Source organism: Plantactinospora veratri (genome assembly GCF_036421995.1).
GTDB classification, from domain to species: domain Bacteria; phylum Actinomycetota; class Actinomycetes; order Mycobacteriales; family Micromonosporaceae; genus Plantactinospora; species Plantactinospora veratri.
In genome coordinates this window covers 152675-178804 of sequence record NZ_JAZGQL010000012.1, presented here as the reverse complement: position 1 = coordinate 178804, position 26130 = coordinate 152675, and the positions used below count along the sequence as shown (strand labels likewise).

Genomic DNA, 26130 nt, shown 5'->3' with positions numbered 1-26130 from the left:
CGCCCGTGGTGCGGTCCGGTCGGTCGAGGTCTGTCGAGGGCGGTCAGTCGCCGGCGGCGAGGACCCGGCGGCGCCGCAGCAACGGCGGTACGCTGCCGAGCAGCCCGACGGCCAGGGCGAGGGTGCCCCAGCCGTAGCCGGCGAACCCGTCCAGCCCGACCAGGTGGTCGAGGGACCAGGCACCCGGCCCGGTGTACGCCAGCACGACGGCCAGCGCACCGTAGACGGCGGCGACCTCGCAGCCGCCGAGGTGTGCCCAGAGCCCGTTCGGCAGGTTGACCGAGGCGGCCACCACCATCGTGCCGAGGACGATCGCCGCGCCGAGCGGGGTGGCCAGGCCGAGCGCGATCAGTGCCGCGCCGACCAATTCGGCGACGCCGGCCAGCAGTGCCATCTGCCGGCCGGGCCGGAAGCCCCAGGTGTGGAAGGTGGTGCCGGTGCCGGCGGGACCCTGGCCGCGGAACCAGCCGAAGAGTTTCTGGCTGGCGTGGCCGAAGAGCAGCCCCGCGAGGAGCAGCCGGAGCAGCAGCAGCCCGAGGTTCACGCCGCACCTGCCCAACCCGGCGCCGACGGCCGGCCGGTCCGGGCGGCGGGGACCCACCAGGTGGCCGGGGCCGACCGGGCGGTGGACGCCGACCGGGCAGCGCGGCCGGCGGACCGTCGGGTCTGGACGGGACCGGTGGAAGCGTGATCTGGGACTGCGGTCGGCGGCGCCATAACTTGCTCCTCCGAGGACTGAGCCCTGAGCGTCCACATTTGCGGACGCCCGTCCGCTACACGGACGCGGCGCACATCACAATCTCCGCCCGTGCCTGAAAGATGTCAAGACTCAAGCTGGAAACATTTGCACCTGAGTCCGGACTGGTGTTCGCTTGACGGTCAGATGGTGGCGGGAGCCGGCACCCGGACGACGCCACCACACCCGAGCCGGACGGGCCGGGGGCACCTTTCCGGCACCCCGGTGGGCCGCATGGTGAACTTGTGGGCGCCCGCCCGCCGGTACGGCGACCCGGGGGTGGGACCGAGACGGCGACGACGGATAGAGGCGGACGATGGCACAGCGTGGCGAAGGACCCGACTTCATCGAGGCCCTGGCCCGAGGACTGAAGGTCATCACCGTCTTCCACGCCGACCATCCCCGACTGACCCTCAGCGAGGTCGCCGCCGCGGCCGGACTGGCCCGACCCACCGCCCGGCGCTTCCTGCTCACCCTGGAGGAACTCGGCTACGTCCGGGCCGAGGCCGGCAGCTACGAACTCACGCCCCGGGTGCTGGAACTCGGCATGGCGTACGTCGGGGCGCTCTCGCTCTGGGACATCGCCCGCCCGCACATGCAGGACCTGGTCGCCGCCACCGGGGAATCCAGCTCGATGGCCCAGCTCGACGGCTCGGACATCGTCTACATGGCCCGGGTCGCGGTACCGAAGATCATCGCGCTGCGGGTGCAGATCGGCACCCGGTTCCCGGCGAGCGTGACCTCGCAGGGCAAGGTGCTGCTCGCCGCGCTCGACCCGGACGCGCTCGGCACGGCGCTGGCCCAGCCCAGCCGCTCGGGGGTCCAGCCGAAGGTCCGGCACACCCGGACCGCGCTGGACGCCATGCTCCGGGAGGTCCGGGCCCGGGGCTGGGCGCTCGCCGACGACGAACTCGCCCCGGGCATCCGCTCGGTGGCGGTGCCGATCCGGGACGGCCAGGGCACGGTCCGGGCCGCGATGAACGTCACCGTCAACTCGGCCGAGACCAGCGTCAAGGTGCTGGTCGAGCAGCATCTGCCCCAGCTCATCCGGGCGGCCAGCGCGATCAGCGCCGACTGGGCCCGCTGGCAGTCCCGGCCGCAGGTCGAGGTGGCCGACGCCGCCACCGCCGCCCGGCACTGACCCACCGCCGCCCGGCACTGACCCGGGCGGCGGCGCCGGGGCTCAGGTCGCGATGTCCGGGTACGGCAGTGCGAAGTGCGCCAGCCGGGCAGCGTAGTGCTTCTGGAAGGCGAGCGGTTCGGGGTGGTCCCGCTCGAACATCGCGATGAACAGGGTCAGGGTCAGGAACGGGTGCGCGCCCAGCTCGAAGAGCTTGACGTAGTCGTGGCTGGCCAGCGCCTCCCGCTCGGTGTCGGTGAAGCGCAGCCAGGTACTCGCCTCGCCGGTGTGGCAGTTCAGCACCGCGTTGGCCCGTTCCGCCTCCCACCAGGTGACGGTGCCGCGCGGGTCTTCCCGGTACCGCTCGACGAGTTCGGCGTCCCGGTCCACGGTGTAGAGGAACTTGTTCAGCAGGTACCTGCTCACGACGCCACCCCCGTCCCGCCCGGTACGCCGTTCGGATACCAGGTGAAGTACGCCTCCATGGTGTGGAACAGGTCGAGGGTGTCGACGTGGTCCGCCTTGGCGCCCGCCCCGGCCACCCCCATCATCAGCATGAAGTCCATGAAGCCGTGCGTGGCGTTGCCGGGCGAGTGCAGGCTCTCCAGGGTCACCTCGGCCAGGCAGCGCTCCAGGTCGCCGGTGGCGATCCACTCCACCGCCTTCCGGTCGAACTCGGGATCGGGGCCGTGCGGCCCGAACTGGCGGGGGCCGCCGAGTTCCAGCGACAGGTGGCCGGTGCCGACGATCGCCACCCGCAGGTCGCTCGGCCAGGACTCGACCAGTTCCCGGACGGTCTGGCCGAGCTGCACGAACCGCTTCGGCTGCGGCAGCGGCGGCGCGAAGATGTTGGTGTAGATCGGCACGATCGGCAGGTCCGCCTCCGGACGCAGCGTGATGATCGGGCAGGTGATGCTGTGGTCGATCCGCAGTTCGTTGCTGAACGCCAGGTCGAAGCCGGCGTCCAGACCCTCGCGCAGCAGGTGTGCGGAGAGTTCCTCCTGGCCCCGCAGCAGCATCCGGGGCAGCCCGAACTCGCGTTCCTCGTTGTACCAGTTCGCGTCGTAGAACGGGGCCTTGCCGATCAGGAACTGCGGCATGTTGTCCAGCCAGAGCTGGTGGAAGTGGTCCGAGCCGACCATCACCAGCACGTCGGGGTTGGCCCGGGTGAGCGTCTCCCGGAAGGCCAGGATCTTGCGTACCCACTCGTCCGCGAAGGGTGGCCGGTCCTCGCCCTGTGCGGTGCTGGCCCGGTAGTAGAACGGATGGTGGGTGGAGGCGATCACCGCGGCGATGGTGGCCATCGCGGCTCCTCTCAGGCGGGGTCGGGGGGTGTGTAGCGGGCGTTGCGGTCGACGGTGCGGTAGATCTCCATCCCGACGCCGGTGCGGCGTTCCTCGGCCAGGTGGCCCAGCAGCCCGGCGGCCCGGGCCAGCAGCGCGAAGCCGCGCAGCAGCTCCGGCGGCAGCCCGAGGTCGGCCAGGGCGGCGCCGCAGACCCCGGCACCGTTCAACGGCAGGGTACGACCGAGCACCCGGGGATGGACCCGGCCGATCGCCTCGAATAGCCGCAGGTGCGGGCCGCGCAGCCCCTCCCGCTCGGCGAGCGCGATCAACACCGGGGTACGCGGATCGTGCACCCTGTGCACCGGGTGCCCGAGTCCGGGGACGAGCCGGCGCTCGGCCCGGGCCCGGGTGACGGCGGCCAGGGCGAGGGTGTCCCAGCCGGCGTCGTCGGTCGGCAGCTCGGTCAGTTCGGTGAGTTCGGTCGACTCGGCCAGGGTGTCGGCGAGGAACCGGCCGCAGTCCTCGGTGACGCCGAGGAACCGGGAGCCGCCGCCGAGCAGCCCGGCGGCGAGCGCCCCCTGCAACGCCTCCGGCGCGCTCTGGTACGTGACCCGGGCGGCGATCGCGGTCGGGGTGAAGCCGTGGTCGGCGAGCGAGACGAGGACCGCCTCGAAGACGCGTACCTGGGCCGGGGTGGGGCGGCGCCCGGCGACCAGCCAGAAGGCGAGTTCGCCGAAGCCCACCTGACCGATCAGCTCGGTGGCGAGGTCGTGGCCGAGCAGCCGGATCGTGTCGGCGTCGGAGGTGCCGATCGAGGTGGGGAAGCTCAGTTCTTGGTCAGCCACGCGCGGATCTCCTCGCCGTGCTCGTCGAGCCCCGGTGGGGGCAGGTCGTACCGGGGCCGGGTGGCCGAGAAGGTGATCGGGTTGCGGACCATCGGCACCGCGTCGGTCCCCTCCCCCAGCGTCACCACCGGGTCGAGGCCGACCTGCTCGGCGAAGGCGACCCCGCGGTCGATGGTGTTGATCGGCGCGCACGGCACCCCGGCGGCGATCAGGTCGGCGAACCACTCGTCCCGGGTCCGGGTGCGGAGCCGTTCGACCAGCAGCGGGCGGAGTTCCTCGCGGTTGGCGGTGCGGTCCTGGTTGCGCCCGAACCGGGGGTCGTCGACCAGTTCCGGCAGCCCCAGCACCTCGCAGAGTTTGCGGAACTGGCCGTCGTTGCCGGCGATGACGATCAGTTCGCCGTCGGCGACCGGCAGCGGCTCGTACGGGAAGAGGCTCGGGTGGGCGTTGCCCATCCGGTACGGCACCACCCCGCCGGCGACGTAGCCGCTGCTGTGGTTGACCAGCCCGGACAGCGCCGAGGAGAGCAGGTTGACCTCGACGTGCTGACCCCGACCGCTGGCCGTCCGGTGGTGCAGCGCGGCCAGGATGCCGATGTTGGCGTGCATCCCGGCCATCACGTCGAAGACCGAGATGCCGGCCCGGTAGGGCGAGCCGTCCGGGTCGCCGGTGAGGCTCATCAGTCCGGAGATCGCCTGCACCATCAGGTCGTAGCCGGGCAGCGAGGCGCCGGCTCCGGTGCCGAAGCCGCTGATCGAGGCGTAGACGATGCCGGAGTTCTCCGCCGCCACCGACTCGTAGTCGAGGCCGAACCGCCGCATGCCGCCGGGCTTGAAGTTCTCGATCATGACGTCGGCGCGGGCGGCGAGGGCGCGGGCCACGGCGAGGTCCTCCGGCGACCGCAGGTCCAGGGTGATGGACCGCTTGTTCCGGTTGATCCCGAGGTAGTAGGTGGCCACCCCGTCCCGGACCGGCGGCATCCAGGTGCGGGTGTCGTCCCCGGCCGGTCCCTCCACCTTGATCACGTCGGCGCCGAGGTCCGCCAACAGCATCGTGGCGTACGGGCCGGCGAGGATCCGGGAGAAGTCCGCCACCACCAGCCCGGCCAGCGGTCCCGGCGTGTCACCGGCACCCGGCTGATCCGCCATGCTCCTGCCTCCGTCCGTCTCGCGGACGTTTGTCCGTCATCGACAGTCTGTTCGCGGTCACCACCGCTGTCAACCAGCAGAGAACGAATACTGCTCGTTGACAGGCGCGAAACGCCGGGACAATAATTGCGCCACCTGTTGCGCCCGCTATACGGACGAACGTCCACGTAGATCGCTCCGCCGATAGGAGTTGGCGATGGCCACGACCGAGTCCGACCGCCCGGTGCTGCTGCGCGACGGGCTGGTGCTGACCATGGACGACGCGCACACCGTGCTGGCCGGCGGCGACGTACTCGTGATCGGCGACCGCATCGCCGAGGTGGGCGTCGGGCTGACCGCTCCGGACGGCGCGCTGGAGATCGACGCCAGCGGCGGCATCGTGATGCCCGGAATGATCGACACCCACCGGCACATGTGGCAGACCGCGATGCGCGGCTACGGCGCCGACTGGACGCTCACCCAGTACTTCGTCTGGTACTACCTGGAGTCCGGCAAGCTCTTCCGGCCCGAGGACATCTACGCCGGCAACCTGCTCGCCGCCATCGAGGCGATCGACGCCGGGGTCACCACCACCGTCGACTGGTCGCACGGGCTACAGACCCCGCAGCACGCCGACGCCGCCGTCGACGCCCTGGAGGCGGTACCCGGCCGCTTCGTCCTCGCCTACGGCAACATCCAGCAGGGGCCGTGGGAGTGGGCGACCAGCCCGGAGTTCCGCGACTTCGTCGAGCGCCGCATCACCGGCAAGGGCGACATGCTCGGCTTCCAGATGGCCTTCGACGTCACCGGCGACCCCGCCTTTCCGGAGCGGGCCGCCTTCGAGGTCGCCCGCGAACTCGGCGTACCGGTCACCACCCACGCCGGGGTCTGGGGGGCCACCAACGACGACGGCATCCGGCTGATGCACGAGAACGGCTTCATGACCCCGACCACCGTCTACGTGCACGCGGCCACCCTGACCCGGGACTCGTACAACCGGATCGCCGCCACCGGCGGATCGGTCTCGGTCTCCACCGAGAGCGAACAGAGCGCCGGCCAGGGCTACCCGCCCACCTGGCAGCTACGCCACCACGACATCCCGGTCTCGCTCTCCATGGACACCAGCGTCTGGTGGAGCGGCGACCTCTTCACCGCCATGCGCGCCACCCTGGGCGCGGACCGCTCCCGGGAACACCTGGAGGCGCACGGCCGGCAGGACACGATCACGCACTGCCACCTGCGCGCCGAGCAGGTGGTCGAGTGGGCCACCCGGGGCGGCAGCCGCGCCCTCGGCCTGGACGACAGGGTGGGCAGCCTGACACCGGGCAGGAAGGCGGACATCGTACTGATCAAGAACGACGACTCGCCGGTGATGTTCCCGATCCTCCACCCGTACGGCCACGTGGCCTTCCAGGCGCAGCGCGGCGACGTGCACACCGTCCTGGTCGACGGCCGGCTCGTCAAACACCGGCACCGGCTGGTCGGCGTCGACCTCGACCAGGCGCGGCGCGCGGTGGAGCGCACCGTCGAGTACCTGGTCGAGTCGATGGGGCAGGACGCCTGGGCGAAGGGCATGAACCCGGACGTGCCGGAGACGAAGGTGCGGGACAACCCGTACACGTACACCGAGTGGGACGCCGGGTCGGCCCAGTGGAAGCGTTGAGCGGCGGCGGTTAGAGCATCTCCAACGGCTGCGGACCGCTCGGCGGCGGGAAGACCGTGTCGAGGACGGCCAGGTCCTCGTCGCCGAGACGCAGCTCGAGCGCCCCGGCGTTCTCCCGGGTGTGCCCCGGATCCGACGAGCGGGGAATGGCGGCGACCGACTCCTGCCGCAGCACCCAGGCCAGCGCCACCTGTGCCGGCGTGACCTGGTGCCGGACCGCGATCTCCGAGAGCTGGCCGTCACCCAGCAGCCGGCCCTGCTCGATCGGCGAGTACGCCAGCACCGGCACCCGGTGCTCCGCCAGCCACGGCAGCAGGTCGTACTCCGGACCGCGCCGGGTCAGGTTGTAGAGGACCTGGTTCGCCGCGCAGTCGACGCCACCCGCCGCCATCAGGTCGACCATGTCCGACAGGTCGAAGTTGCTCACCCCCCACTGCCCGATGTCGCCCGCCTCCACCAGCTCGGCGAACGCCTCGATCGTCCCGGCCAGCGGATGGTTGCCGCGCCAGTGCAGCAGATAGAGGTCGATGTGGTCGGTGCCGAGCCGTCGCAGGCTCCGCCGGCACGCCTGTACCGTGCCCTGGCGGGTGGCGTTCACCGGCAGCACCTTGTCGACCAGGAAGACCTCGTGGCGACGCCCGGCGATCGCCGCCGCGACGAGTTCCTCCGCGGAGCCGCCGCCGTACATCTCGGCGGTGTCGATCATCGTCATCCCGAGGTCCAACCCGGTACGCAGCGCCGCGATCTCGTCCTGCCGCTTCCCGGGGCTCTCCCCCAGATACCACGTCCCCTGACCGAGTACCGGCATCGTCCGGCCCGACGGCAGCGTGATCGCGGGCATCACGACGGTCACCTGGGCCTCCCGGGAAAGCGTGCGAACCCGTGCTGACGACAGCGGGTCGCCAGCCGGTGCCGCCGCCTACCCGCTGCGCCACCGGCCAAACACGTCAGCGGGGCAGTGTCGTTGCGGCGGATGCCGTTGCGGGCCAATGGGTTGGTCCGGTCACGGAGGGGTAGTAGGCGCCGTGGCGCCCCGGCCGACGTCCTGCTCTACGTCCTGGGCAGCGGTCCGTGGCAGACCGGCGTCATCGTGGCCCTGGCCATCGGCATCGCGCTGGGCCTGGTCGGGAAGCGGCGGGACCGTGGTCAGCCAGGTGGGCGGTACGGCGTACTGATCGCGACGCTCTCCTCCAGCGCACGTAATAGCCCGGGACGCCCGCCCGGCCGGGGCATGCCGCGCGGGGCGGCCGAGTGGACGGACGACGGAAGTCACCGCGTCCGCGTCCGCTCGACCGGCACCTCGAACCCGTGCGGACGACCGGCCGTCCCGGAGTCGTCGGTCCGCCAATCGATCTCCAGGAGGTAGGTCCGTGCTGGTCATGGCCACCGAGGCCACCGGGTAAAGTGGCCGTCGTGCCGGCACAAGCGGCCGTCGACCGCCACCGGAAGGGACTGCATTGACACCGCCACCGGCCACCACGTCGGGTACGTCGATCAACCGTTCGGCCATTGCTCTCCCGCTGCTCGCGGTGGTGGCGCTGGTCGCGGTCTGGGGGCGTGACCTGCCGGCCGCGGTCGAGGTCGTCGTGGTGCTCCTGCTGGCCGGCTCGGTGCTCGCCGCGGTGCACCATGCGGAGGTCGTCGCACACCGGGTCGGCGAGCCGTTCGGCTCGTTGATCCTGGCGGTCGCCGTGACCGTCATCGAGGTGGGCCTGATCATCACGCTCATGATCTCCGGAGGTCCGGGTACGGCCTCGCTGGCCCGGGACACCGTTTTCGCGGCTGTGATGATCACCTGTAACGGCATCGTCGGGCTGTCGCTGCTGGTGGCCACCGCGCGCGGCGGGGTGACGGCGTTCAACGCCGAGGGTACCGGCGCGGCGCTGGCGACCGTCCTCACGCTCGCCGTACTCAGCCTTGTGCTGCCCACCTTCACCACCAGCACGCCGGGGCCGGAGTTCACCGGCGCCCAACTGGCGTTCGCCGCAGTGGCGTCGCTGGTCCTCTACGCGCTCTTCGTCGTGGTGCAGAACGTCCGCCACCGGGACTACTTCCTGCCGGTGGACGACGTACCCACCCAGCGGCGCCGCAAGCCCGTGCCGCCGGTCGCCGACACCGAGCCGGACGACACCGAGCCGGACGACACCGAGCCGGACGACGAGCATGCGGCCGCACCGTCCACGCGTACCACGCTGGCCAGCCTCGGGTTGCTCATCGCCGCCCTCGTCGCCGTGGTCGGCCTGGCCAAGGTGGAGTCCAGCACCATCGAGAGCGCCGTCACCGGCGCCGGCCTGCCGCACGCGGTCGTCGGGGTGCTGATCGCCCTGCTGATCCTGCTGCCGGAGACCATCGCCGCGGCCCGCAACGCCCACCGCAGACGGGTCCAGATCAGCCTCAACCTCGCCCTCGGCTCCGGGATGGCCAGCATCGGCCTGACGATCCCGGCCATCGCGATCGCCTCGATCTGGCTCGACGGCCCACTTCTGCTCGGCCTCGGCCCGACCCAGATCGTCCTGCTGGCGCTGACCGCCGCCGTCAGCGTGCTGACCGTGATGCCCGGCCGGGCCACCGTGCTGCAAGGCGCCGTGCACGTCTCCGTCTGCGCCGCGTTCCTGTTCCTCGCCACCAATCCCTGAGGCGGACCGGGGCGGCTACCGTCGGTGCCCGGTTCGTCGGGTCGGGTGGGCGGACCTGCCGGGTCCCGTCCGCACCTCGTCAGCGCGGGGCCGGCTTGACCGCCCGGGTGGCGAAGTAGCCGGGCAGCCAGCCGGCGGTGGCGTCGGAGTGGTGCGGTGCCTCCGCGAACCCGACGACGACGAATCCGGCGGCGAGCTGTCCGCCGATCTGCTCGGCCAGCGTGTGGCTGTATTCCAACGGGGCGTCCGTTCCCCAGAGCCGCTCGCGCTCCTCCGCCGGTACGTGCGTGAGATCGCTGTACGGCAACCGGTGCCGTACCACCAGCTCACCGCGCCCGTCCAACGCCTCGTGGTCGAAGAGGAAGACGTCGGGGTTGACGAAGCCGCACAGCAGCGCGCCGCCCGGACGCAACACCCGGAAGCACTCCCGCCACACCGGGGCGAGTTCGGGTACGAACAGGTTCGAGACCGGATTGAAGACCAGGTCGAAGGAGGAGTCGGCGAAGGCCGACAGGTCGCGCATGTCGCCGAGGACGGTCCGCAGCGCGAGGCCGTCCCGGCCGGCCACCGTCGCGTCCTGTTCGAGCTGGCGTGGTGAGTTGTCGAAGACGGTGACGCGGGCTCCGGCGGCCGCGAGCGTCGGGCCCTGCTGCCCGCCACCGGAGGCCAGGCACAGCACGTCCGTGCCCGCGAGGTCGGCCGGGAACCAGGCCCGGTCGACCGGCTGGTAGCCGATCAGTACGACGGACCAGTCCCCGGCCCGCGCCCTGGCGATGGTCTCCGCCGAGACCGGGCGGGACCATTCGTTGCCCTTCTCGACCTGCCGGTCCCACGCGGCTCGGTTGTGCATCACCGGGTCAAGGTTCATCGCCCCACGCTAGCGGGCGGGTCACGGATCGCCGCCGGCTTTTCCGCGCGCGTTCCCGCCTCCGCCTGTGCACAGTCGACCGACGACGACAACCAACCGACGGTCCGGCGAGGGGTCCGGGCCGCCCGGTCCAGGCCGGCGGATCGTCGGCCGCCTCGCGGCGCGGTGGACCGGCCGGTCAGACCGGGGGTAGCCCGGACGTGAGGTCGAGGGCGGTCGCGATGAGGGCGTGGGCGCGGGCGGTGAGCGCGGTGAGCAGGCCGTGGGCGTGTTCGTCGCTGTGCCGGGCGGCAGCCTGGAGGGCGTGCAGAGCGTTGTCGAGTTGGTCGAGCTTGGCGTCGAGGTCCTCGGCCACGGGGTGACGCAGCGCCGCCGCGATCTCCTGCAACGGCACACCGTGCGCCTCCAGGGCACGGACCGTGGCGATCCGCTCGATCACCTCCGGGTGGTAGAGCCGGTAGTTCCCGCCGGAGCGGGCAGCGGGGGCGATGAGGTCGAGGCTGGTGTAGAAGTCGACGGTGCGCGGCGAGACGCCAGCCTGCGCGGCCACCTCCCCGATCCGCAACAAGGTCGCGTCGACGGTGCACCTCCTAGCCTCGTCCGGCACTGTGGAAACTGTACAAGCGGCAGGCGGAACCGACCGGCGAGATCCGCTGACCGGCGGCCACGGGCGGCGTACTCAGCCGTTCGACGCGGGCGTGTTCTCGTCCGTCCCGGACGACTTGACGTAGGTGGGGTGCAGGTGCACCGGCCGCGCTCCGCTCCGCTGCTGACGGGCCCGTACCCGTAGGTTGAGGAACTCGACGAAGATGGAGAACGCGATCGGGCCGTACACGTATCCCTTGGGGATGTGCTGGTCGAAGCCCTCGGCGATCAGGCTGGCACCGATGAGCAGCAGGAACGACAGGGCCAGCATCTTGACCGTCGGGTGCGTGTTGACGAACCGGCTGACGGCACCGGCCGAGATCAGCATGATCACCATCGCGACGACCACCGCCGCCACCATGATGAACAACTGGTCCACCATGCCGACCGCGGTGATCACCGAGTCGAGCGAGAAGACGATGTCGAGGATGAGGATCTGGGTGATCACGGCCGCGAACGACGACGTGGCCCGGGCCGAGCGGCCGTGTTCCGCACCCTCCAGGTGCTCGTGGATCTCGTAGGTCGCCTTGCCGAGCAGGAACAGCCCACCGAGCAAGAGGATCAGGTCACGGCCGGAGATCTCCTGCCCGAGCACCGTGAAGAGCGGTGCGGTCAGTCCGATCACCCAGGACAGTGAGGCCAGCAGCAACAGCCGGGTCACCAGGGCCAGCGACAGGCCGATGGTGCGGGCACGCGCCTGCTGGTGCTCGGGCAACCGGCCGGCCAGGATCGAGATGAACACCACGTTGTCGATGCCCAGTACGACCTCCAGCAGCAGCAGCGTCGCGAACGCCACCCACAGCTCGGGGCTGCTCAAGAACTCCATGTCACCCTCGACGTCTCGGCGTGCCGGCCCGGGGTTGCCAGCGGGTGCGCAAACCATACAGTGCCACGTCCTGCTGAAGGTGAGCCGGGCACGGACTGTCGGCCGGGAAGGCGCGGGGCCGCTCAGGTCAGGGCAGAGGGCAATGCGTCCTCGGCGCCCGACAGCGGGGCGTGCCCAGGGAGCCGCCCGGGCCGGTCGGCGGGAAGCGCCGGCAACCGGGGCGGCGTCGCGGAGACGACCTCGTCCTCGCCGATCCGGCCGAGCAGGTACCGGCTGGTGTCGTCGAGCCGCAGCACCCGGACCCCGGGCCGGTCGTGCAGCCAGCGCCGTACCGTGGCGGCGGCGAACCACCGGTTGACCCGGCGTACCGGTGCCAGACTCCAACCGAGGGGCAGCAGGACCGGTGGCGTGGCGTGCCAGACCGAGGAGCCGTCGAACTGGACGCGCAGCCGCCGGCCGCGCAACCGGCGTGGCCGGTGCACCAGCAGGATCCGCTGGTCGGGCACCCGCTGGCCGGTGACTATCCGGAAGTAGTGCTCGGCGGCCCACTGGCCGTCACCGGAGAGCACCGACCACGGCCGCACGTCGCCGTCGGGCAGTACGCCGACGTCGCCGCGCAGTGCCGCGCCCAGCTCGCGCAGGCCGAGGGCTGTCCGACGACGGGCGATCCGCCGGCCGAGATGGTCGGCCAGCAGCACGAGCCGGAACACCGCCAGGCGGTGCCGGGGCTCGGTCGACCGCAGGTAGCGGACCAGTCCACCGATGCGGTGCCGGGTGCGTGACGGGGTGCCGAGCAGCCGGCCGGAGTCGCCCGGGGCACGGCTGGCGACCGCCTCGGGGACCAGCCGGAGTTGGTGCCCGGCGTCCCACAGCGAGCGGGCGAGCATCAGGTCGTGCCCGTAGAGGGGAAAGCGCTCGTCGAGGACCCGGTCCGGCTCCAGCACCTCGCGGCGGACCAGCAGGCAGCCACGGGTGGCGAGCGGCCGGGCCCGGGACAGGTCGTCGGCACCCGGCCCGAACCGGTCGGACGCAGAGCGGAAACCCGGGAGCCGACCTGCCGAGGTGCACCGGGCGAGTACGGCGGGGAAGCTCGGCACCTGGAGGTAGTGCTGCCGCGCCGCACCGTCCGGGTGTGGACAGCGCGGGCTGACCCCGGCCACGTCTGCGCGGTCACGGAGAAAGTCGACCATGATGTCCAGTGCGCCGGGACGGAGTTTGACGGCGCTGGTGAGCAGCAGGATCAGCTCCCCGTCGGACTGCCGGTACGCCTGGTTCACCGCCGCCGCGTAGCCGACGTTGCGCTCGTTGCGGATGAGCCGTACCCGGGGGTCACCGGCCAGCATCTCGGCCGACCCGTCCGTCGACGCGTTGTCGACCGCCACCACCTCCACCGGGACGGCATCGGTGCGGGCGGCCCAGAGCGCGTCCAGGCAGCGACGGGTCTCGTCCCGGCTGTTCCAGTTGACCAGCAACACCGAGACGCTCGGGCCGCTCACGGCCGCCCCGCTGCCGCGATGATCAGCACGGTCGGTCTTCCGGGTCCGCTGCTCGCCGACCGTGGCACCACCCATTTGCTCCGCACTGCGACGATTCTAATCGGCACAAATCTGGCATAAGTAACTAATCAGGAAGTGGCCGGTCCGGTACTCGACGGCGGCGCGGGCGGCGAGGGCCGGTCGCGCTACCCGGTGCCCGTCGCGCTCGGCATGATGTGTGGCGCAGGCGACGACCGGTCCGGTGCCGGGCCCGTCGTCCGACCGCCGCGCCCCTCCCCCGGGTTGTCGTGGTGCGGGGCGTTCCGGCGGGTCGCTTCGGGGACGGCCGGACCAGACGACGGAACGAGGGTGGGCGTCGGTGTTCGAGACGACAGGTCGCTCCCGGTGGCGGGGCACGGGCGGACGGATCGCCGGATGGCTCCGGGTGCCGAGCGTCCGGCGGGCCGTACTGGTGAGCGCGGTACTCAGCGGCTGCTTCGCCTGGGCCATGGCCGTGGTCGGATTCTCCTTCGCCCTGGTCGAACACGGCGCGCGGCACTGGTGGCTGATGCTCCCCTTCGGCCTGCTCGTCCCGGTGGTCGCGCTGGCCGCCGTACGCGCCGTCCCGACCGTTGCCCGGTCCACCACCCGGCCCTCCGGGCCGGTCCGGCCCTCGGCGGCGCCGTCGGTCCGGCACGGCCAGGCCGCACCGGCCGAAGAGACCGGCGTGCCGGCGGCCGGGACCGACGGCGATTCCGCCCAGGCGCCGGCAGCCGCACCGGTACCGCCGGACGGCTCGTCCGGCCGGCTGCCGGTCGAGCCGCTGAGCCGCCGGGAACTACAGGTGCTGGCCGAACTCGCCGCCGGCCGATCCAACCGGGAGATCGCCAACGCCCTGTACGTCGCCCCCGGCACCGTCAAGGCACACCTCAACCGCATCTTCCGCAAGCTGGAGGCCGCGAGCCGACTCCAGGCGGTCCTGCACGCCCGGCAGGCGGGCCTGCTCGAGGGGGTCGACGACGGAAAGATAAACCCCCGCTAAACCCCCGACATGGCCATTCGGCAGAGGCCGCGCACCCCGACGGCTGCCTAACCTCGGGCCCCTCCGTTCGATCCCACCGGAGCACGGTCCGCCGAGGCGGATCGCGACCGCTCCGGGCGACCGGAAGACAAGGAGCCCTGCCGCCACCATGAGATGCGATACCGAGCCGAGCCAGCACCCCGCACGCCCACCGGAGACCTTCGGGCGCCCCGCCGCCGTACCCGCCGCGCCCGGGTCACCGGGCGGCGGGACCGTCGCCGCCGGGTCGGCGCCACCACCCGGAGACGGGTCGGGAGAACCACGATGAGGCCGGTCACCCTCGCCAGGGGTACCCGGGAATCGCTGCGACCGCTCGCGCTGGCCGTGGGGTTCGTCGCCGTCGTCGAGGGACTGTCCCTGGTGGAGTTCCTACCGCTGCCGGTCGCCCTGCTCGTCGCGGTCGGCTGGGGGATCGGCATCGGCCTGCTCGCCGTCTGGCCGCGCGGCAGGGCGACGCTGGCTGCCTGGCTGGAGGATGGCCTCGTCGCCCTCGGCGTCGTGACGATGGCGCTGTTCGCCTTCGGCGGCGCGGCCGGACTCCTGATGCTCGACGCCGCGCTGGACAGTCCCACGCTGACCGGACAGACCCTGGTCCTGATGTTCCTGCCGAGCATCCCGGTGGCGATCATGGGGAACGTCCCGACGGAACTGCTCGTCATTCCGGTGCTGCTCGTCCTCGGATGGCGACCGGGGGGACGGCGGATCCTCATCCTCGCCGCCGCGGCGCTGTACTTCGTACACCGAATCTGGACCTATCTGGTCTTCTCCTCGGACCGACTGGACTTCGCCGAGACGGAGCGCTCGACGACGCCGCTGACCGAGGCGGAACGCGAGCGGCTCGGCTCGGCCCTGCACGTCGACGACCCTCGCTGGATGCTCAACCTGGTCATCTTCGCGGTCTTCCTGCTGGCCGCGCACTTCTCCCGGGTGCGGGAACCGCGGACGCCACCCGGGTCCGTCGGGTCGTAGCGGGGCTGACCACCGCTGGTCGGCGAGCCCGACCAGCGGTGCCTCCGACAGGAGTTCGACCCCGGATCGTCGATGTCACGACACCTGTAGATAGACCGACTTCACTGTCGTCGGTAGCTTTTCACTGCTGCCCCATCGGTCTGTCTCGGAGGTTCGGCATGTCCAGGCGATTGACCGCGCTTCTCGTGGGCGCCCTCGTCGTAACGGGTCAGGGGGTCGGCACCGCCGCACATGCCGACGGTCCCCCGGCCGGCACCGTCGTCATCCCGATGGCCGCGCCCGAGACCCCCAATCTCGCCGGCCAGGGACAACTCGCGGTGACCCTGTTCAGTACCGCCAGCGTGGACGCCAGCCGGATCGACCCCGGCAGCGTACGGCTCGGCCCGACCGGGTCGGTCGACGCCGGTGACGGCGCCACGGTCGCCCGGTGGGTCGGCGGTGGATTCCTCAGCACCGTGGCCGAGGTGAACGCCGACGGCCGGCCGGACCTGAGGCTTTTCTTCGACAAGGAGGTGCTGCGGGACGGCGGGCAGCTCAGCGCCGCCACCACCGCGCTGACCGTCACCGGACGGCTCCCCGACGGCCGGCAGGTGCGCGGCTCGGACAGCGTGGCGCCCGGCGTCGTACTCGAGGTCAAGTTCGCGGAGCCGGCGGCGGTACGCGGCACGGACCGTGCCCTGCGCAGCGAGCGGGGTCGCGACCTCGCCCCGGTCCGGACCGTCCTGGACCGGCACCGGGCCGTCGAACTCAGCCCGCTGCTGCCGGCGCAGACCCTGGCCCGGGTCGCCGGTGCGGCGGCGACGGCGCGAGCCCGCTCCGGTCGGGCCACTCCGGACATGGCCTCCTGGTATCACCTGACCCTGCCCGCCGGGGCGGACGTGTCGGCAGCACTGCGCGACCTGCGGGCCCTGCCCGACGTGGCGTACGCCTATCCGGCACCGGAGCCTGCACCGCCACCGGCCACCCCCGACTTCACCGCGATGCAGGGCTACCAGCGGCCGGCGCCGCAGGGGGTCGATGCCGACCACGCCCGGCAGGACCCGCGGGCCCGGGGAGCGGGGATCCGGATCGTCGACCTGGAATACGACTGGAACCCCTTCCACGAGGACCTTCAGCTCGACTGGTCCAGCGACCTCGGCGGCAGCCAGTTCCCCCGCAACACCAGCTTCGCCGACGAGCACGGCACGGCGGTCTTCGGCGAACTCGTGGCCCGGCAGAACGGGTACGGGGTGACCGGTGGCGTACCGGACGCCGAGATGTTCGGCATCTCGCCGATGCAGCGGCTCAGCAGCGGCCAGACCAGTTACCGGCCGGCCGCCGCGCTGTCGCACCTCGCCCAGTTCCTCCGGCCCGGCGACGCGGTGCTGATCGAGCAGCAGACCTCCGGCCCGAACGGCGGTACCCGGTACGTGCCGGCCGAGTGGGTGCAGTCGGTCTTCGACGCGACGCTGCTGCTCACCCAGCTCGGTGCGGTGGTGGTGGCGACCGGCGGCAACGGGGGCGAGAACCTCGACGCGCCGGAGTTCCAGGGCCGGTTCGACCGTTCGGTACGGGACTCCGGGGCGATCATGGTCGGCGCCGGTTCCTCCACGAACCGGTCCCGGCTGAACTTCTCGGTCTACGGCTCCCGGCTCGACCTCCAGGGCTGGGGACAGAACATCACCACCACCGGCAGCAACGGCAACCTCCAGGGCGGCACCAGCCCGGCGAACCGCGACATCCGCTACACCCGGTCGTTCGGCGGCACCTCCGGCGCCGGGCCGATCGTCACCGGTGCGGTGGTGGCGATCCAGTCCTATCTCAAGGCGACCGGTCGACCGGTGCTGACCGCCTCGGCGGTGAGCAACCTGTTGAGGAGCACCGGTACCCCGCAGGGTGGCGACACCGCCCAGCGGATCGGGCCGCTGCCGAACCTGCGGGCCGCGCTCCAGGCCGTCCCGGTGGCGGTGGCGGCCCCGACCGCGCCGGCCGGGCTGAGCGGTCGACCCCGGGCGGGAGGCGGGGTCGGACCCGGTGGACCGTCGGCACCATAGAGAGTCTCAAAAACGACAAACGCGGTAAAGTGGCTCTGCTCGTATCAGAGCCGGCACGGCTGGGCCGCGACAGCGAGGAACTGCCAGTGAAGGTGATCGTCTCCACCGAATCCCGGTTCGTCCGCACCCCGGACGGGGCCGTCTGGACCCACGACGGTCCGACACGGCGATTCTTCGCCCGCTACCTCTCCAGCTTCGACCAGGTAGGGGTGCTGGCCCGGGTCGCCGAGGTGACCGCTCCCCCGGACGACGCCCGCCGGGTGGACGGCGACGGCATCTCGGTCTGCCCGGTGCCGTACTACGTCGGCCCCCGGCAGTACCTGCGCCGTCGGGCGGCGATCCTGCGCGCCGTCCGGCAGGCCGCCGCCAGCGCCGACGCGGTGATCGTCCGGGCACCCTCGCCGATCGGCACCCTGCTGGTCTCGGCCCGCCGACGGATCGGCTCGCCGTACGCGATCGAGGTGGTGGGGGACCCGTTCGACGTCTTCGCTCCCGGAGTGGTGGAGCACCCGCTGCGACCGCTGCTCCGCCGCCGGTACGTGGCGGCGATGCGCCAGCACTGCGCCACCGCGACCGGGGTGGCCTACGTGACCGAGGCGTACCTCCAGGCCCGCTATCCGGCCGCCCCCGGCGCCGTCACCGCCAGCTACTCCAGCGTGGACCTACCGGCCGAGGCGTACGTGCCCGCGCCGCGCGGCGTCGACCGCTGCCGCCAGGCCCGCACACTCATCTCGGTCGGTTCGCTGGAGCAGATGTACAAGGGGATCGACACCCTGATCCGGGCACTTCCCCCGCTCGCCGCCGCCGGCCCGCCGGTACGGCTGGTGCATCTCGGCGACGGCCGGTACCGGCCCCGGCTGGAACGGCTCGCCACCGACCTCGGCGTACGCCGGCAGGTGCACTTCACCGGCACGATCAGCGCCGCCACCGAGGTACGCCGACAGCTCGACGCCGCCGACCTCTTCGTCATGCCCTCCCGCACGGAAGGGCTGCCGAAGGCCCTCATCGAGGCGATGGCCCGGGGACTGCCCGCCGTCGCCACCTCGGTCGGTGGCATCCCCGAACTGCTCCCCCCGGAGGACCTGGTGGCCGCGGACGACGTCGCCGGCCTCGCCCGGCTGATCGGCGCCCACCTGACCCGACCCGACCGGATGTCGATTGCCTCGGCCCGCAACCTCGCCCGGTCCCGGGCCTACCTGGACGAGGAACTCACCCGCCGCCGTGACGGGTTCTACCGTGAGGTCCGGGACGCCGTCGACCTCGCCGCCTCGGGCGGACGCTGAGCGGCGGCGACCGCCGGACCGGGCGTCGCCCGCAGCACCGTGGTGGCGAACAGCACCGCCAGGCCCACCGGCGCGAAGCGGGTGAGCAGGACGATGGTGATGTTGTCGAGATCGCTGCTGAGCATGAGTACGGCCGCCAGGCACAACGAGGGCGCCAGGATCCTGGGTGCCAACCGGTCGCTGTCCCGGGCCCGCAGGTAGAGCGCGGTGACCCCGCGGATCAGCAGGCCCAGCACCAGGAACGAGGCGATGGCGCCGGCCGGACCGAAGTTCAGCATCGCCTCCCCGGCGATGCCGTAGACCCGGCTGACCCACCGTCCCGACTCGTAGTCGAACGTCCCCGGGCCGGCGATCACCTCGGTACCAAAATCGATCTTGCTCGGCACGCGCTCGGGCAGCAGCGCCCGGGGAATCACCGTCGTCAGGTCGCCGAGATAGGACAGGCCGTAGCCGAGTTCACCGACGCCCTGGTGCTTGCGATCCAGCAGTACCGCCTGGATGTCGGCCCGGGCCAGGTCGCCCAGGAGCAGCGTGGGCACGTCCCGGCCGGTCTCGGCGGAGAGCTGCGTGACGCTGCGGCCACTGCGGACCGCGTCGACCGCCTCGGTACCGCCGCTCTTGTAGATGCCGTACAGGTACATGAAGCAGACGAAGAAGAGTGCGACGATCGCCAGCGCCTTGCGGGAGACCTGGACGACCAGCAGGTGCACCAGGATCAGGCCGAGCAGTACCGGCCAGACCGTGTTGCTCCGGCTGCCGCGCAGCCCACCGACCAGGAACTGCACCACCGCCAGCCCGACCAGCAGCAGCGCCACCACGGCGGGCCGGCCGGCGAGGGTACGACGCCAGCGCAGCAGCACGAGCAGGAAGGTCAGCAGCGGGAACGACTCGGCCAGGATCAGCAGCCAGCCCGTCCCGGAGAGAACGCCGCGCTCACCGGTCATCGCGTTCAGATAGCCGCCGAACCCGCCGAACATGACGATCTCGACACCGAAGGCCAGCACCCCGAGCGCCACGGCGACGGCCACGACCCGCACCAGCCGCTTCTCGTCCACCCGGAACCGCGCGCCCCCGGCCCGGCGCTGCCGGTATGCCGGCAGCACCAGGACGATCCGGTAGAGCAGCAGCCCGATGCAGTTCAGTACGGCCATCGCGCCGAGCGCGTCCCGCCAGCTCGTCGGCGGCTGCACCATCGCCGGCCAGTAGTCGAGCATGACGTGCAGCAGCGGGGCCAGGAAGAAGAAGTGGAACCCCAGCAGGCCCAGCATCGCCCGCGGGTCGAAGATGTCCAGCCGGCGGCGCAGCCAGGCCGCGACGTCCACGCCGACCAGCACCCCGCAGAGGGCGACCGGGACGACGAACGGATGCCAGAGCAGCGGCTCGACGGCCAGCAGTACCGCGGTGATCGTCCCCACCAGGGCGGCGGCGAGCAGCAGGTCGCCCTGGAGGTCGGAGGCGGCCCGCCGCACGCCGCCGGGCATCACCGGGACCACGACGTCCGGCACTGCCGGGCCGTCGCCGCCGGGCCGCCGGGACGACGACCGCGGCCGGGCCGTCCCCGCGACACGCGGCCGCTCACGACGGTCCACCGCTCGGTTCGGGTTCCGCCGCGACACCGCGCGCTGGCGGGACGAGCGCGGACGGCTCCGGCCGGGACGCGTACACGTAGTACGGGATCCACGGCCGAGGGTCCCGGGGACGGGTCCGGATGGTGTACCCGGCCGCGCTCAACAGCGCCGTGACCTCGTCGAAGGTGCGCTGCCAGCTCCGCCCCGGCAGATCCGCCAGGAAGTCGTGGCAGGAGACCACCAGGTGGCGTACCCGGTCCAGCGCCCCGGTCGAGCCGGCCAGCACGGCCGCCTCCGCCCCCTCGATGTTCATCTTGAGCAGGTCGACCCGCCGCACGTCGAGCGTCGTCAGGATCTCCTCCAGGGTCCGCCCGGGCACCAGCACCCCGGCGGCCGGGTCCGAGGTCAGGCCGTTGCGGATGTGCAGTTCCGGATCGTCCTCGATGAGCACCGGCCCCGGCCGGCCGACCACCGCGCACTGTAGCGTCGTCACGTTGGTCAGCCCGTTCTCCGTCACCGTGCGGGCCAGGCAGCGGAAGGTGCGCGGATGCGCCTCGACGCTGACCACCCGACCCCGTGGACCGACCAGCCGGGAGAAGAGCCGCACCTCGCCGCCGACCCCGGCGCCGATGTCCAGCACCGTGTCGCCGGGTCGCGGCTGGTAGTCGTGGAGGAAGACGTCGGTGGTCGCCCGGTCCTGCATCGCCGGTGTCGGGCCACCGACCCGGGTGTTCACCAGCACCCCGTCGCGGTACCGGTGGATCCAGTCGCCGTCGTCGTGGCGCAGCACGCAGCGGCCACCCGCCCGGACCGACAGGTAGCCGGAGCCGATCAGCGCGGTCAGCCGGGGGTCCAGCCCGGTCCGGACGATGCCGCCCAGCCGACTCCGCAGGCTCATCGGTCCAGCCCCGGTCGGGTCGGACCGGCGGACGCCCCGACGTGGTCGCGGTACCACTCGAAGGTCCGGCGGACGCCCTCCTCCAGCGGCACCTCCGGCTCGAAGCCGGTCAACCGACGCAGCAGGGTGAGGTCCGGGCAGCGCCGGGCGACCGAGTCGGCCGGGGCGGGCAGCGCGGCCAGCGCGGTGTCGACCCCGGCTATCCGCAGCACCAGCTTGGCCAGGTCCGCGATGTTGGTCTCCTCGGCGTCGTTGCCGATGTTGACCACGCCGGGTGCCTCCGGCAGCCGCATCAGCCGCAACACCGCCTCGACCGCGTCGTCGACGTGGCAGAAGGCCCGCGACTGGTCGGCGCCCCAGACCCGGAACGGGTTCTCGGCACCCAGCGCCCGCAGCACCATCTCCGGGATGACGTGGTCGGCACCCATCCGTGCGCCGTAGACGTTGTGGAAGCGGCCCACCACCAGGTGGCAGCCCTTCGCGGCGGCGCCGTGCAGCAGGGCGGTCTCGCCGAGCAGCTTGCTGATCCCGTACGCGAACCTCGGTGCGGCCACGTTCGGCACCAGTACCGGCACCCGCTCGTCGGTCGGCACCGGCACCACCCCGGCGGTCACCCCGCCGGCGTAGACCTCGCTGGTGGAGCTGAAGAAGACCCGGTCACCGGGGGCCAGCCAGTCCAGCAGGTGCAGCGCGGTCAACGTGTTCACCCGGACCACCCGGCTCGGGTCCGCCGCGACGTTGCGTACGCCGACGACCGCCGCCAGCAGGTAGATCTGGTCGTACCCGTGCGGCAGTGCGGCCCAGGCCGAGGGGCGGGTCAGGTCGGCCGAGACGACCTCGACGCCGGCCGAGGAGACCACCTCGGCCAACTCGTCGTCCCAGCGTCCCCGGGAGAAGTCGTCGACGCAGGTCACCTCGTGGCCCTCGGCGACGAGCCGGCGGGCCAGGTGCAGTCCGATGAACCCGGCTCCGCCGAGCACGAGAGCACGGCTCATGACGACACCGCCGGCAGCGTCCGGACGCCGGCCCGCTCGCGCGCCGGCCGGTAGCCGATCCCGGCGTACCGGACACCGGCCGCGACGAGTGCCGCCTCGTCCAGGATCCGCCACGAGTCGTAGACCACCGCCGGACGGACCTCGCCGAGCAGCTTCTCGACCTGGATGGCGCAGTAGTCCGGGTGATCGGTCAGCACCAGCACGGCGTCGGAGTTCCGGAACGCCTCGTCCAGGCTGACCGGCTCGCCGCCGTGCCGCCGGATGACCTCGGGCGGGACCAGCGCGTCGTGTCCGGAGACGGTCAGCCCGGCGGCCTGGAAGATCGGCATCATGGTGTCGATCGGAGCGCCGCGCATGTCGTCGGTGGGCGGCCAGCCCTTGTACGCCCAACCCAGCACGGCCAACCGGGCACCGGCGGTCTGTCCCCGCTCCTGGCGGAGCAGCTCCACCACCGTCTCGGCCACGTGCCCGGGCAGCCGTTCGTTGAGCCGGCGTGCCGCACCGACCAGGAAGGGCGGCGCGTCCCCGGCGCTGGCGACCATCAGGTACGGGTCCTTGGAGAGGCAGCCGCCGCCGACGTACCCGGGCCGGGCGAGGTCGGGGCGCGGGTAGTCGAGGTTGGCGGCCCGGATCACCTCCAGCGGGTCGAGCCCGTGCCGCTCGGCGACCAGGGCCACCTCGTTGCCGTAGGCGTAGATCAGGTCGGTGTGGCAGTTGTTGGCGAGCTTGACCAGTTCGGCCGCCTCCAGGCTGGAGACCGGCACGAGCTGCCGGACGATTCCGGCGAAGAGGTCCTGGCCGGCTTTCAGGCTCTCCTCGTCGAGCCCGCCGACCACCTGCGGCAGTTCGACGAGTTCGCGCAGCGCCTGCCCCTGGATGGTGCGTTCCGGCGCCATGACCAGGCGGGCCGTCCCCCAGCTGCGGGTCAGCGCCGGCAGCACCACCCGGCGGCACGTCCCGACCGGCACGGTGCTGCGTACCACCACCAGCGTGTCCGGGGCGCAGGTGCGGGCGACGTCGGCGGCCGCCCGGGCCAGGTTCGTCAGGTCGGGTCGGTGCGTGTGCGGGTCGACCGGGGTGGAGACGCAGATGATGACGGCGTCGACGGCGGGATCGGGTTCGGTCCGCAGGGTGAGCGAGTCGCCGACCGCGGCGCCGAGGATCCGTTCCAGGCCGGGCTCGAAGAGATGCAGCCGGCCGCGTCGCAGCGACTCCAGCACCTCGGGGTTCGCGTCCACGCCGCAGACCCGGTAGCCCCGCTCGGCCAGGACCGCGCTGAGCGTCAGCCCGACGTAACCGAGGCCTACGACGCCGATTCTTGGATACACGCCGACTCCTTTGGCTGTGCTGGCGGGGTGACGGACGGGACCACGCCCCGGTCCGGGAGCTGGATGCCGGCGGTGGCGTACCACAGCGCCGAGACGGAGGCCGGGAGGTCGTAGCTGGGCCGCCAGCCGAGCAGGTCGGCGGCGGCGCGGATGTCGGCGCACGCCCAGGCGACGCCGCCCGATCGCGAGGTGCCGGGCGGGCCCGCCTCCTCCACGATCCGGCCGGTGAAACCGGCGGCCCGGGCCAGCAGTTGCACCGCGGTCCGGGTCGGCACGGCACGACCGCTGCCGATGTTGAAGATCCGTTCCGGCAGGGCGCGGATCCGGACCGCGGCCCGGACCGCGAGCGCCACGTCCCGCACGTCGACGAAGTCGCGGTGGGCGTCGAGGCTGCCCAGTACGATCCGGTCCTCGCCCCGGGCCAGCGCCTGACGCAGCAGTAGGGCGGCGCGGCCGAGGACGTTGCCGGTGGGCAGGCCGGGGCCGACCGGGTTGAAGACCCGCAGCACCACCCCGTCGACCCGGCCGGCCCGGCAGGCCAGCTCGACGAGCCGGGTACCGGCCAGGTGGCTGACGCCGTACGCGCCGGTCGGGCGGCCGGTCGCGGATTCGTCGGCCGCCTCACCCGGTGGCATCGGGCCGTACTCGCCGGCCGAGCCGATCCGGACGAGCCGGGCGCCTGGCGCGCCGGCGGCGACCGCCTCGACGAGTTTCGCCGTCACCAGCGTGTTGGCCAGCACGAGTTCGTCGTCGGTGCCGTCCAGCGCACCCGTACAGTTGACGACCGCGTCCGGTGCGACCGCCCGGACCAGCCGGGTCAGCTCCCGGAGTTCGACGGTGCCGAGGTCGCAGTCGGCGCGTCCCGGGCAGCGCAGCTCGGCATCGGGTGCGAGTACGGCCCGGACCTGCCGCCCGACGAACCCCGACGCCCCGAAGAGCAGTACGGTGCTCACACCGGCTCCGGCACGGTCGAGGGCAGCAGCAGCGGCCGGAGCATCTCGAACGACCGGTTGGCCTCGTCGTAGTCCTCGGGCCGGCCGATGTCCAGCCAGTAGCCGTCGAAGTCGTAGCTGGCCGGGAGCCGCTCCTGGGCGATCAGGTCCAGCATGAGCTGGTCGAACCCGAACGCGAGTCCGGCCGGGTAGGACTCGATCGCGGCGGCGGAGAGGCCGTAGACGCCCATGCTGACCCGGTAGTCGAGGGTGGGCTTCTCCTCGAACCGCACCACCCGGCCGTGCTCCGTGGCGAGCACCCCAAAGTCGATCTTGACGGTACGCCGGAACGTGGCGACGGTGAGCGGGGCGCCGGAGCCGGCGTGCACCCGCAGCAGGTCGGCGTAGTCCAGGTCGGTCAGGATGTCGCCGTTCATCACGAGGAAGTGCTCCGGCAGCCGGTCGCGCATCATGAACAGCGGGCCGACCGTCGACAGCGGCACGTGTTCCTCGAGGTACTCCACCTCGATGCCGAACCGGGAGCCGTCCCCGACGAAGGCCCGGACCAGCGAACCCAGGTGGTTGATCGCCAGCGTCGCCCGGGTGAAGCCGCGCGCGGCGAGCTGCCGCAGCACGATCTCCAGTACGGCGTAGCTGTCCCCGATCGGCACCAGCGGCTTGGGCAGCGCGGTCGTGTACGGCCGCAGCCGGACACCCTTGCCGCCCGCCATGATCACTACATGCATGTCGCCCCCTGTCCACCAGCCGCGCCCTGCGCCGGCACGAGCACCGGTGCCGCCGGGGCGACACCCCGACCGCCCGCGAGTTCGATCTCGAACCAGGCCACCGTCGAGCGCAGCCCGTCGAGCAGCGGTGCCGGCTCGACGCCGGGAAAGAGTTCGCGGAGCAGCGCACTGTCCGCCTGGGAATGTCGCACGTCCCCCGGGCGCGGCGCGGCGACCTGTCGGGGAATCGGCCGGCCGAGCACGGTCTCCAGGGCCGCGACCAGGTCACGCAGGCTGGTCCGGGTCTCGAAGGCGAGGTTGACCGGCTGGTCGTGCCGCACGCCGCGCCGGACGGCGTCGAGCAGGACGGCGGAGACCGTGTCCACGTGGGTGAAGTCGCGGGACTGGTTGCCGTCGCCGTAGAAGAGCACGGGCTCGCCGGAGAGTGCCGCGTGGACGAACCGGGGGATCACCGCGGCGTACGGGTGGTCGTGCCGCTGCCGGGGGCCGTACACGTTGAAGAACCGGAAGGCGAGCGCGGCGAGCCCGTACGACGCCTGGTAGGCCAGCGTGTACGCCTCGGTGGCGAGCTTGCTCGCCGCGTACGGGCTCAGCGGTCTGGTCCAGTCCAGCTCGTTCTTGGGCAGTCCCGGGTTCGCCCCGTAGACCGAGGAGGAGGAGGCGACGACCACCTGGCCGACCTCGTGCCGGCGGGCCGCCTCCAGCACCATCACCGTCCCGGTGGCGTTGGCGGCGTGCGAGTCGAGCGGGTACCGCACCGAACGCGGCACGCTGGGCAGGGCCGCCAGGTGCACGACGGCGTCCCGGCCGGCCGTCGCCCGGTCCAGCGCCGCCGGGTCGAGGATGGACGCCTCGACGAGTTCGACGTCCTGGCCGTGCAGGTTGCCTGCCCGGCCGGTGGAGAGGTCGTCGATGACCCGGACGTCGGTGATCGCCGGATCGGCGAGTGCGGCCTCGACCAGGTTGGACCCGATGAATCCGGCTCCGCCGGTCACGAGAAGTCGCATCGCACGGCCCCCTCCCACTCCACCGGCGCGGCACCGCTGGACGGGTGCGCTCGGTCTCCGGCT

The 26130-nt window shown here is 72.3% G+C and carries 24 protein-coding genes; 7 read left to right on the top strand and 17 right to left on the bottom strand.

Going from position 1 to position 26130, the window contains the following annotated elements; genetic code table 11:
- Positions 1-43: 43 nt before the first annotated feature.
- Positions 44-544, bottom strand: a complete 501-nt coding sequence (locus V1634_RS17625) for a DoxX family protein (RefSeq protein ID WP_331208928.1) — start codon at positions 542-544, stop codon at positions 44-46.
- 508 nt (positions 545-1052) lie between these two features.
- Between V1634_RS17625 and V1634_RS17620 the strand changes: the two genes are divergently transcribed.
- On the top strand, positions 1053-1877 hold the full coding sequence (locus V1634_RS17620) for an IclR family transcriptional regulator domain-containing protein (RefSeq protein WP_331208927.1): 825 nt from the start codon (positions 1053-1055) through the stop codon (positions 1875-1877).
- Between the two features lie 42 nt (positions 1878-1919).
- Here the strand turns inward: V1634_RS17620 and V1634_RS17615 are convergent, their stop codons facing one another.
- From V1634_RS17615 to V1634_RS17600, 4 genes are read right to left on the bottom strand one after another with little or no spacing between them, the layout of a single operon-like run.
- Complete coding sequence (locus V1634_RS17615; RefSeq protein WP_331208926.1) at positions 1920-2282, bottom strand: hypothetical protein; 363 nt, start codon at positions 2280-2282, stop codon at positions 1920-1922.
- Positions 2279-3160: a DODA-type extradiol aromatic ring-opening family dioxygenase gene (locus V1634_RS17610; RefSeq protein WP_331208925.1), complete on the bottom strand. Its 882-nt coding sequence runs from the start codon at positions 3158-3160 to the stop codon at positions 2279-2281. The genes V1634_RS17615 and V1634_RS17610 overlap by 4 nt, the downstream gene beginning before the upstream one ends.
- Positions 3161-3171: 11 nt before the next feature.
- Entirely contained in the window at positions 3172-3987 is an 816-nt protein-coding gene (locus V1634_RS17605) for a citryl-CoA lyase (protein WP_331208924.1), read from the bottom strand.
- Positions 3969-5135: a CaiB/BaiF CoA transferase family protein gene (locus V1634_RS17600; protein ID WP_331208923.1), complete on the bottom strand. Its 1167-nt coding sequence runs from the start codon at positions 5133-5135 to the stop codon at positions 3969-3971. The genes V1634_RS17605 and V1634_RS17600 overlap by 19 nt, the downstream gene beginning before the upstream one ends.
- A gap of 196 nt (positions 5136-5331) precedes the next feature.
- Between V1634_RS17600 and V1634_RS17595 the strand changes: the two genes are divergently transcribed.
- Positions 5332-6777: an amidohydrolase family protein gene (locus tag V1634_RS17595; RefSeq protein ID WP_331208922.1), complete on the top strand. Its 1446-nt coding sequence runs from the start codon at positions 5332-5334 to the stop codon at positions 6775-6777.
- Between the two features lie 10 nt (positions 6778-6787).
- On the opposite strand, the gene V1634_RS17590 is transcribed toward V1634_RS17595, so the two are convergent.
- Complete coding sequence (locus V1634_RS17590) at positions 6788-7630, bottom strand: aldo/keto reductase (RefSeq protein ID WP_331208921.1); 843 nt, start codon at positions 7628-7630, stop codon at positions 6788-6790.
- A gap of 604 nt (positions 7631-8234) precedes the next feature.
- Here V1634_RS17590 and V1634_RS17585 point away from each other — a divergent pair.
- Positions 8235-9413, top strand: coding sequence for a calcium:proton antiporter (locus tag V1634_RS17585; RefSeq protein WP_331208920.1), 1179 nt, complete (start codon positions 8235-8237; stop codon positions 9411-9413).
- A 79-nt stretch (positions 9414-9492) separates the two neighbouring features.
- Here the strand turns inward: V1634_RS17585 and V1634_RS17580 are convergent, their stop codons facing one another.
- From V1634_RS17580 to V1634_RS17565, 4 genes are all read right to left on the bottom strand, one after another.
- Complete coding sequence (locus tag V1634_RS17580; RefSeq protein WP_331208919.1) at positions 9493-10281, bottom strand: class I SAM-dependent methyltransferase; 789 nt, start codon at positions 10279-10281, stop codon at positions 9493-9495.
- Positions 10282-10459: 178 nt separating this feature from the next.
- Positions 10460-10888, bottom strand: a complete 429-nt coding sequence (locus V1634_RS17575) for a helix-turn-helix domain-containing protein (RefSeq protein ID WP_331208918.1) — start codon at positions 10886-10888, stop codon at positions 10460-10462.
- Between the two features lie 72 nt (positions 10889-10960).
- Positions 10961-11752 carry a TerC family protein gene (locus V1634_RS17570; RefSeq protein WP_331208917.1) on the bottom strand — a complete coding sequence of 264 codons (792 nt, stop codon included), beginning with the start codon at positions 11750-11752 and terminating at the stop codon, positions 10961-10963.
- Between the two features lie 122 nt (positions 11753-11874).
- Entirely contained in the window at positions 11875-13248 is a 1374-nt protein-coding gene (locus V1634_RS17565) for a glycosyltransferase family 2 protein (RefSeq protein WP_331208916.1), read from the bottom strand.
- A gap of 358 nt (positions 13249-13606) precedes the next feature.
- Here V1634_RS17565 and V1634_RS17560 point away from each other — a divergent pair, with 358 nt between their 5' ends.
- The 4 genes from V1634_RS17560 to V1634_RS17545 all read left to right on the top strand — a co-directional run bounded on the left by V1634_RS17560 (position 13607) and on the right by V1634_RS17545 (position 18593).
- Complete coding sequence (locus V1634_RS17560; RefSeq protein WP_331208915.1) at positions 13607-14269, top strand: helix-turn-helix transcriptional regulator; 663 nt, start codon at positions 13607-13609, stop codon at positions 14267-14269.
- Positions 14270-14572: 303 nt separating this feature from the next.
- Complete coding sequence (locus V1634_RS17555) at positions 14573-15277, top strand: hypothetical protein (RefSeq protein WP_331208914.1); 705 nt, start codon at positions 14573-14575, stop codon at positions 15275-15277.
- Between the two features lie 158 nt (positions 15278-15435).
- Complete coding sequence (locus V1634_RS17550) at positions 15436-17310, top strand: S8 family serine peptidase (RefSeq protein WP_331208913.1); 1875 nt, start codon at positions 15436-15438, stop codon at positions 17308-17310.
- Positions 17311-17396: 86 nt separating this feature from the next.
- The gene (locus V1634_RS17545; protein WP_331208912.1) at positions 17397-18593 is read left to right on the top strand and encodes a glycosyltransferase family 4 protein; all 1197 of its coding nucleotides are present in this window, start codon (positions 17397-17399) and stop codon (positions 18591-18593) included.
- On the opposite strand, the gene V1634_RS17540 is transcribed toward V1634_RS17545, so the two are convergent.
- The 7 genes from V1634_RS17540 to V1634_RS17510 form a co-directional block, all read right to left on the bottom strand.
- Positions 18542-20098 carry a hypothetical protein gene (locus tag V1634_RS17540; RefSeq protein ID WP_331208911.1) on the bottom strand — a complete coding sequence of 519 codons (1557 nt, stop codon included), beginning with the start codon at positions 20096-20098 and terminating at the stop codon, positions 18542-18544. The two genes, V1634_RS17545 and V1634_RS17540, sit on opposite strands and share 52 nt — an antisense overlap.
- Before the next feature lie 70 nt (positions 20099-20168).
- Entirely contained in the window at positions 20169-21059 is an 891-nt protein-coding gene (locus V1634_RS17535; protein ID WP_331208910.1) for an FkbM family methyltransferase, read from the bottom strand.
- Positions 21056-22054: an NAD-dependent epimerase/dehydratase family protein gene (locus V1634_RS17530; protein WP_331208909.1), complete on the bottom strand. Its 999-nt coding sequence runs from the start codon at positions 22052-22054 to the stop codon at positions 21056-21058. The genes V1634_RS17535 and V1634_RS17530 overlap by 4 nt, the downstream gene beginning before the upstream one ends.
- Positions 22051-23382 (bottom strand): nucleotide sugar dehydrogenase, encoded by a 1332-nt coding sequence (locus V1634_RS17525; RefSeq protein ID WP_331208908.1) that lies wholly within the window; start codon positions 23380-23382, stop codon positions 22051-22053. Before V1634_RS17525 ends, V1634_RS17530 begins: the two co-directional genes overlap by 4 nt.
- On the bottom strand, positions 23358-24335 hold the full coding sequence (locus tag V1634_RS17520; protein ID WP_331208907.1) for an NAD-dependent epimerase/dehydratase family protein: 978 nt from the start codon (positions 24333-24335) through the stop codon (positions 23358-23360). Before V1634_RS17520 ends, V1634_RS17525 begins: the two co-directional genes overlap by 25 nt.
- Positions 24332-25060: a sugar phosphate nucleotidyltransferase gene (locus V1634_RS17515; RefSeq protein WP_331208906.1), complete on the bottom strand. Its 729-nt coding sequence runs from the start codon at positions 25058-25060 to the stop codon at positions 24332-24334. The genes V1634_RS17520 and V1634_RS17515 overlap by 4 nt, the downstream gene beginning before the upstream one ends.
- Positions 25051-26067, bottom strand: a complete 1017-nt coding sequence (locus tag V1634_RS17510; protein ID WP_331208905.1) for an NAD-dependent epimerase/dehydratase family protein — start codon at positions 26065-26067, stop codon at positions 25051-25053. Before V1634_RS17510 ends, V1634_RS17515 begins: the two co-directional genes overlap by 10 nt.
- Positions 26068-26130: the final 63 nt, after the last annotated feature.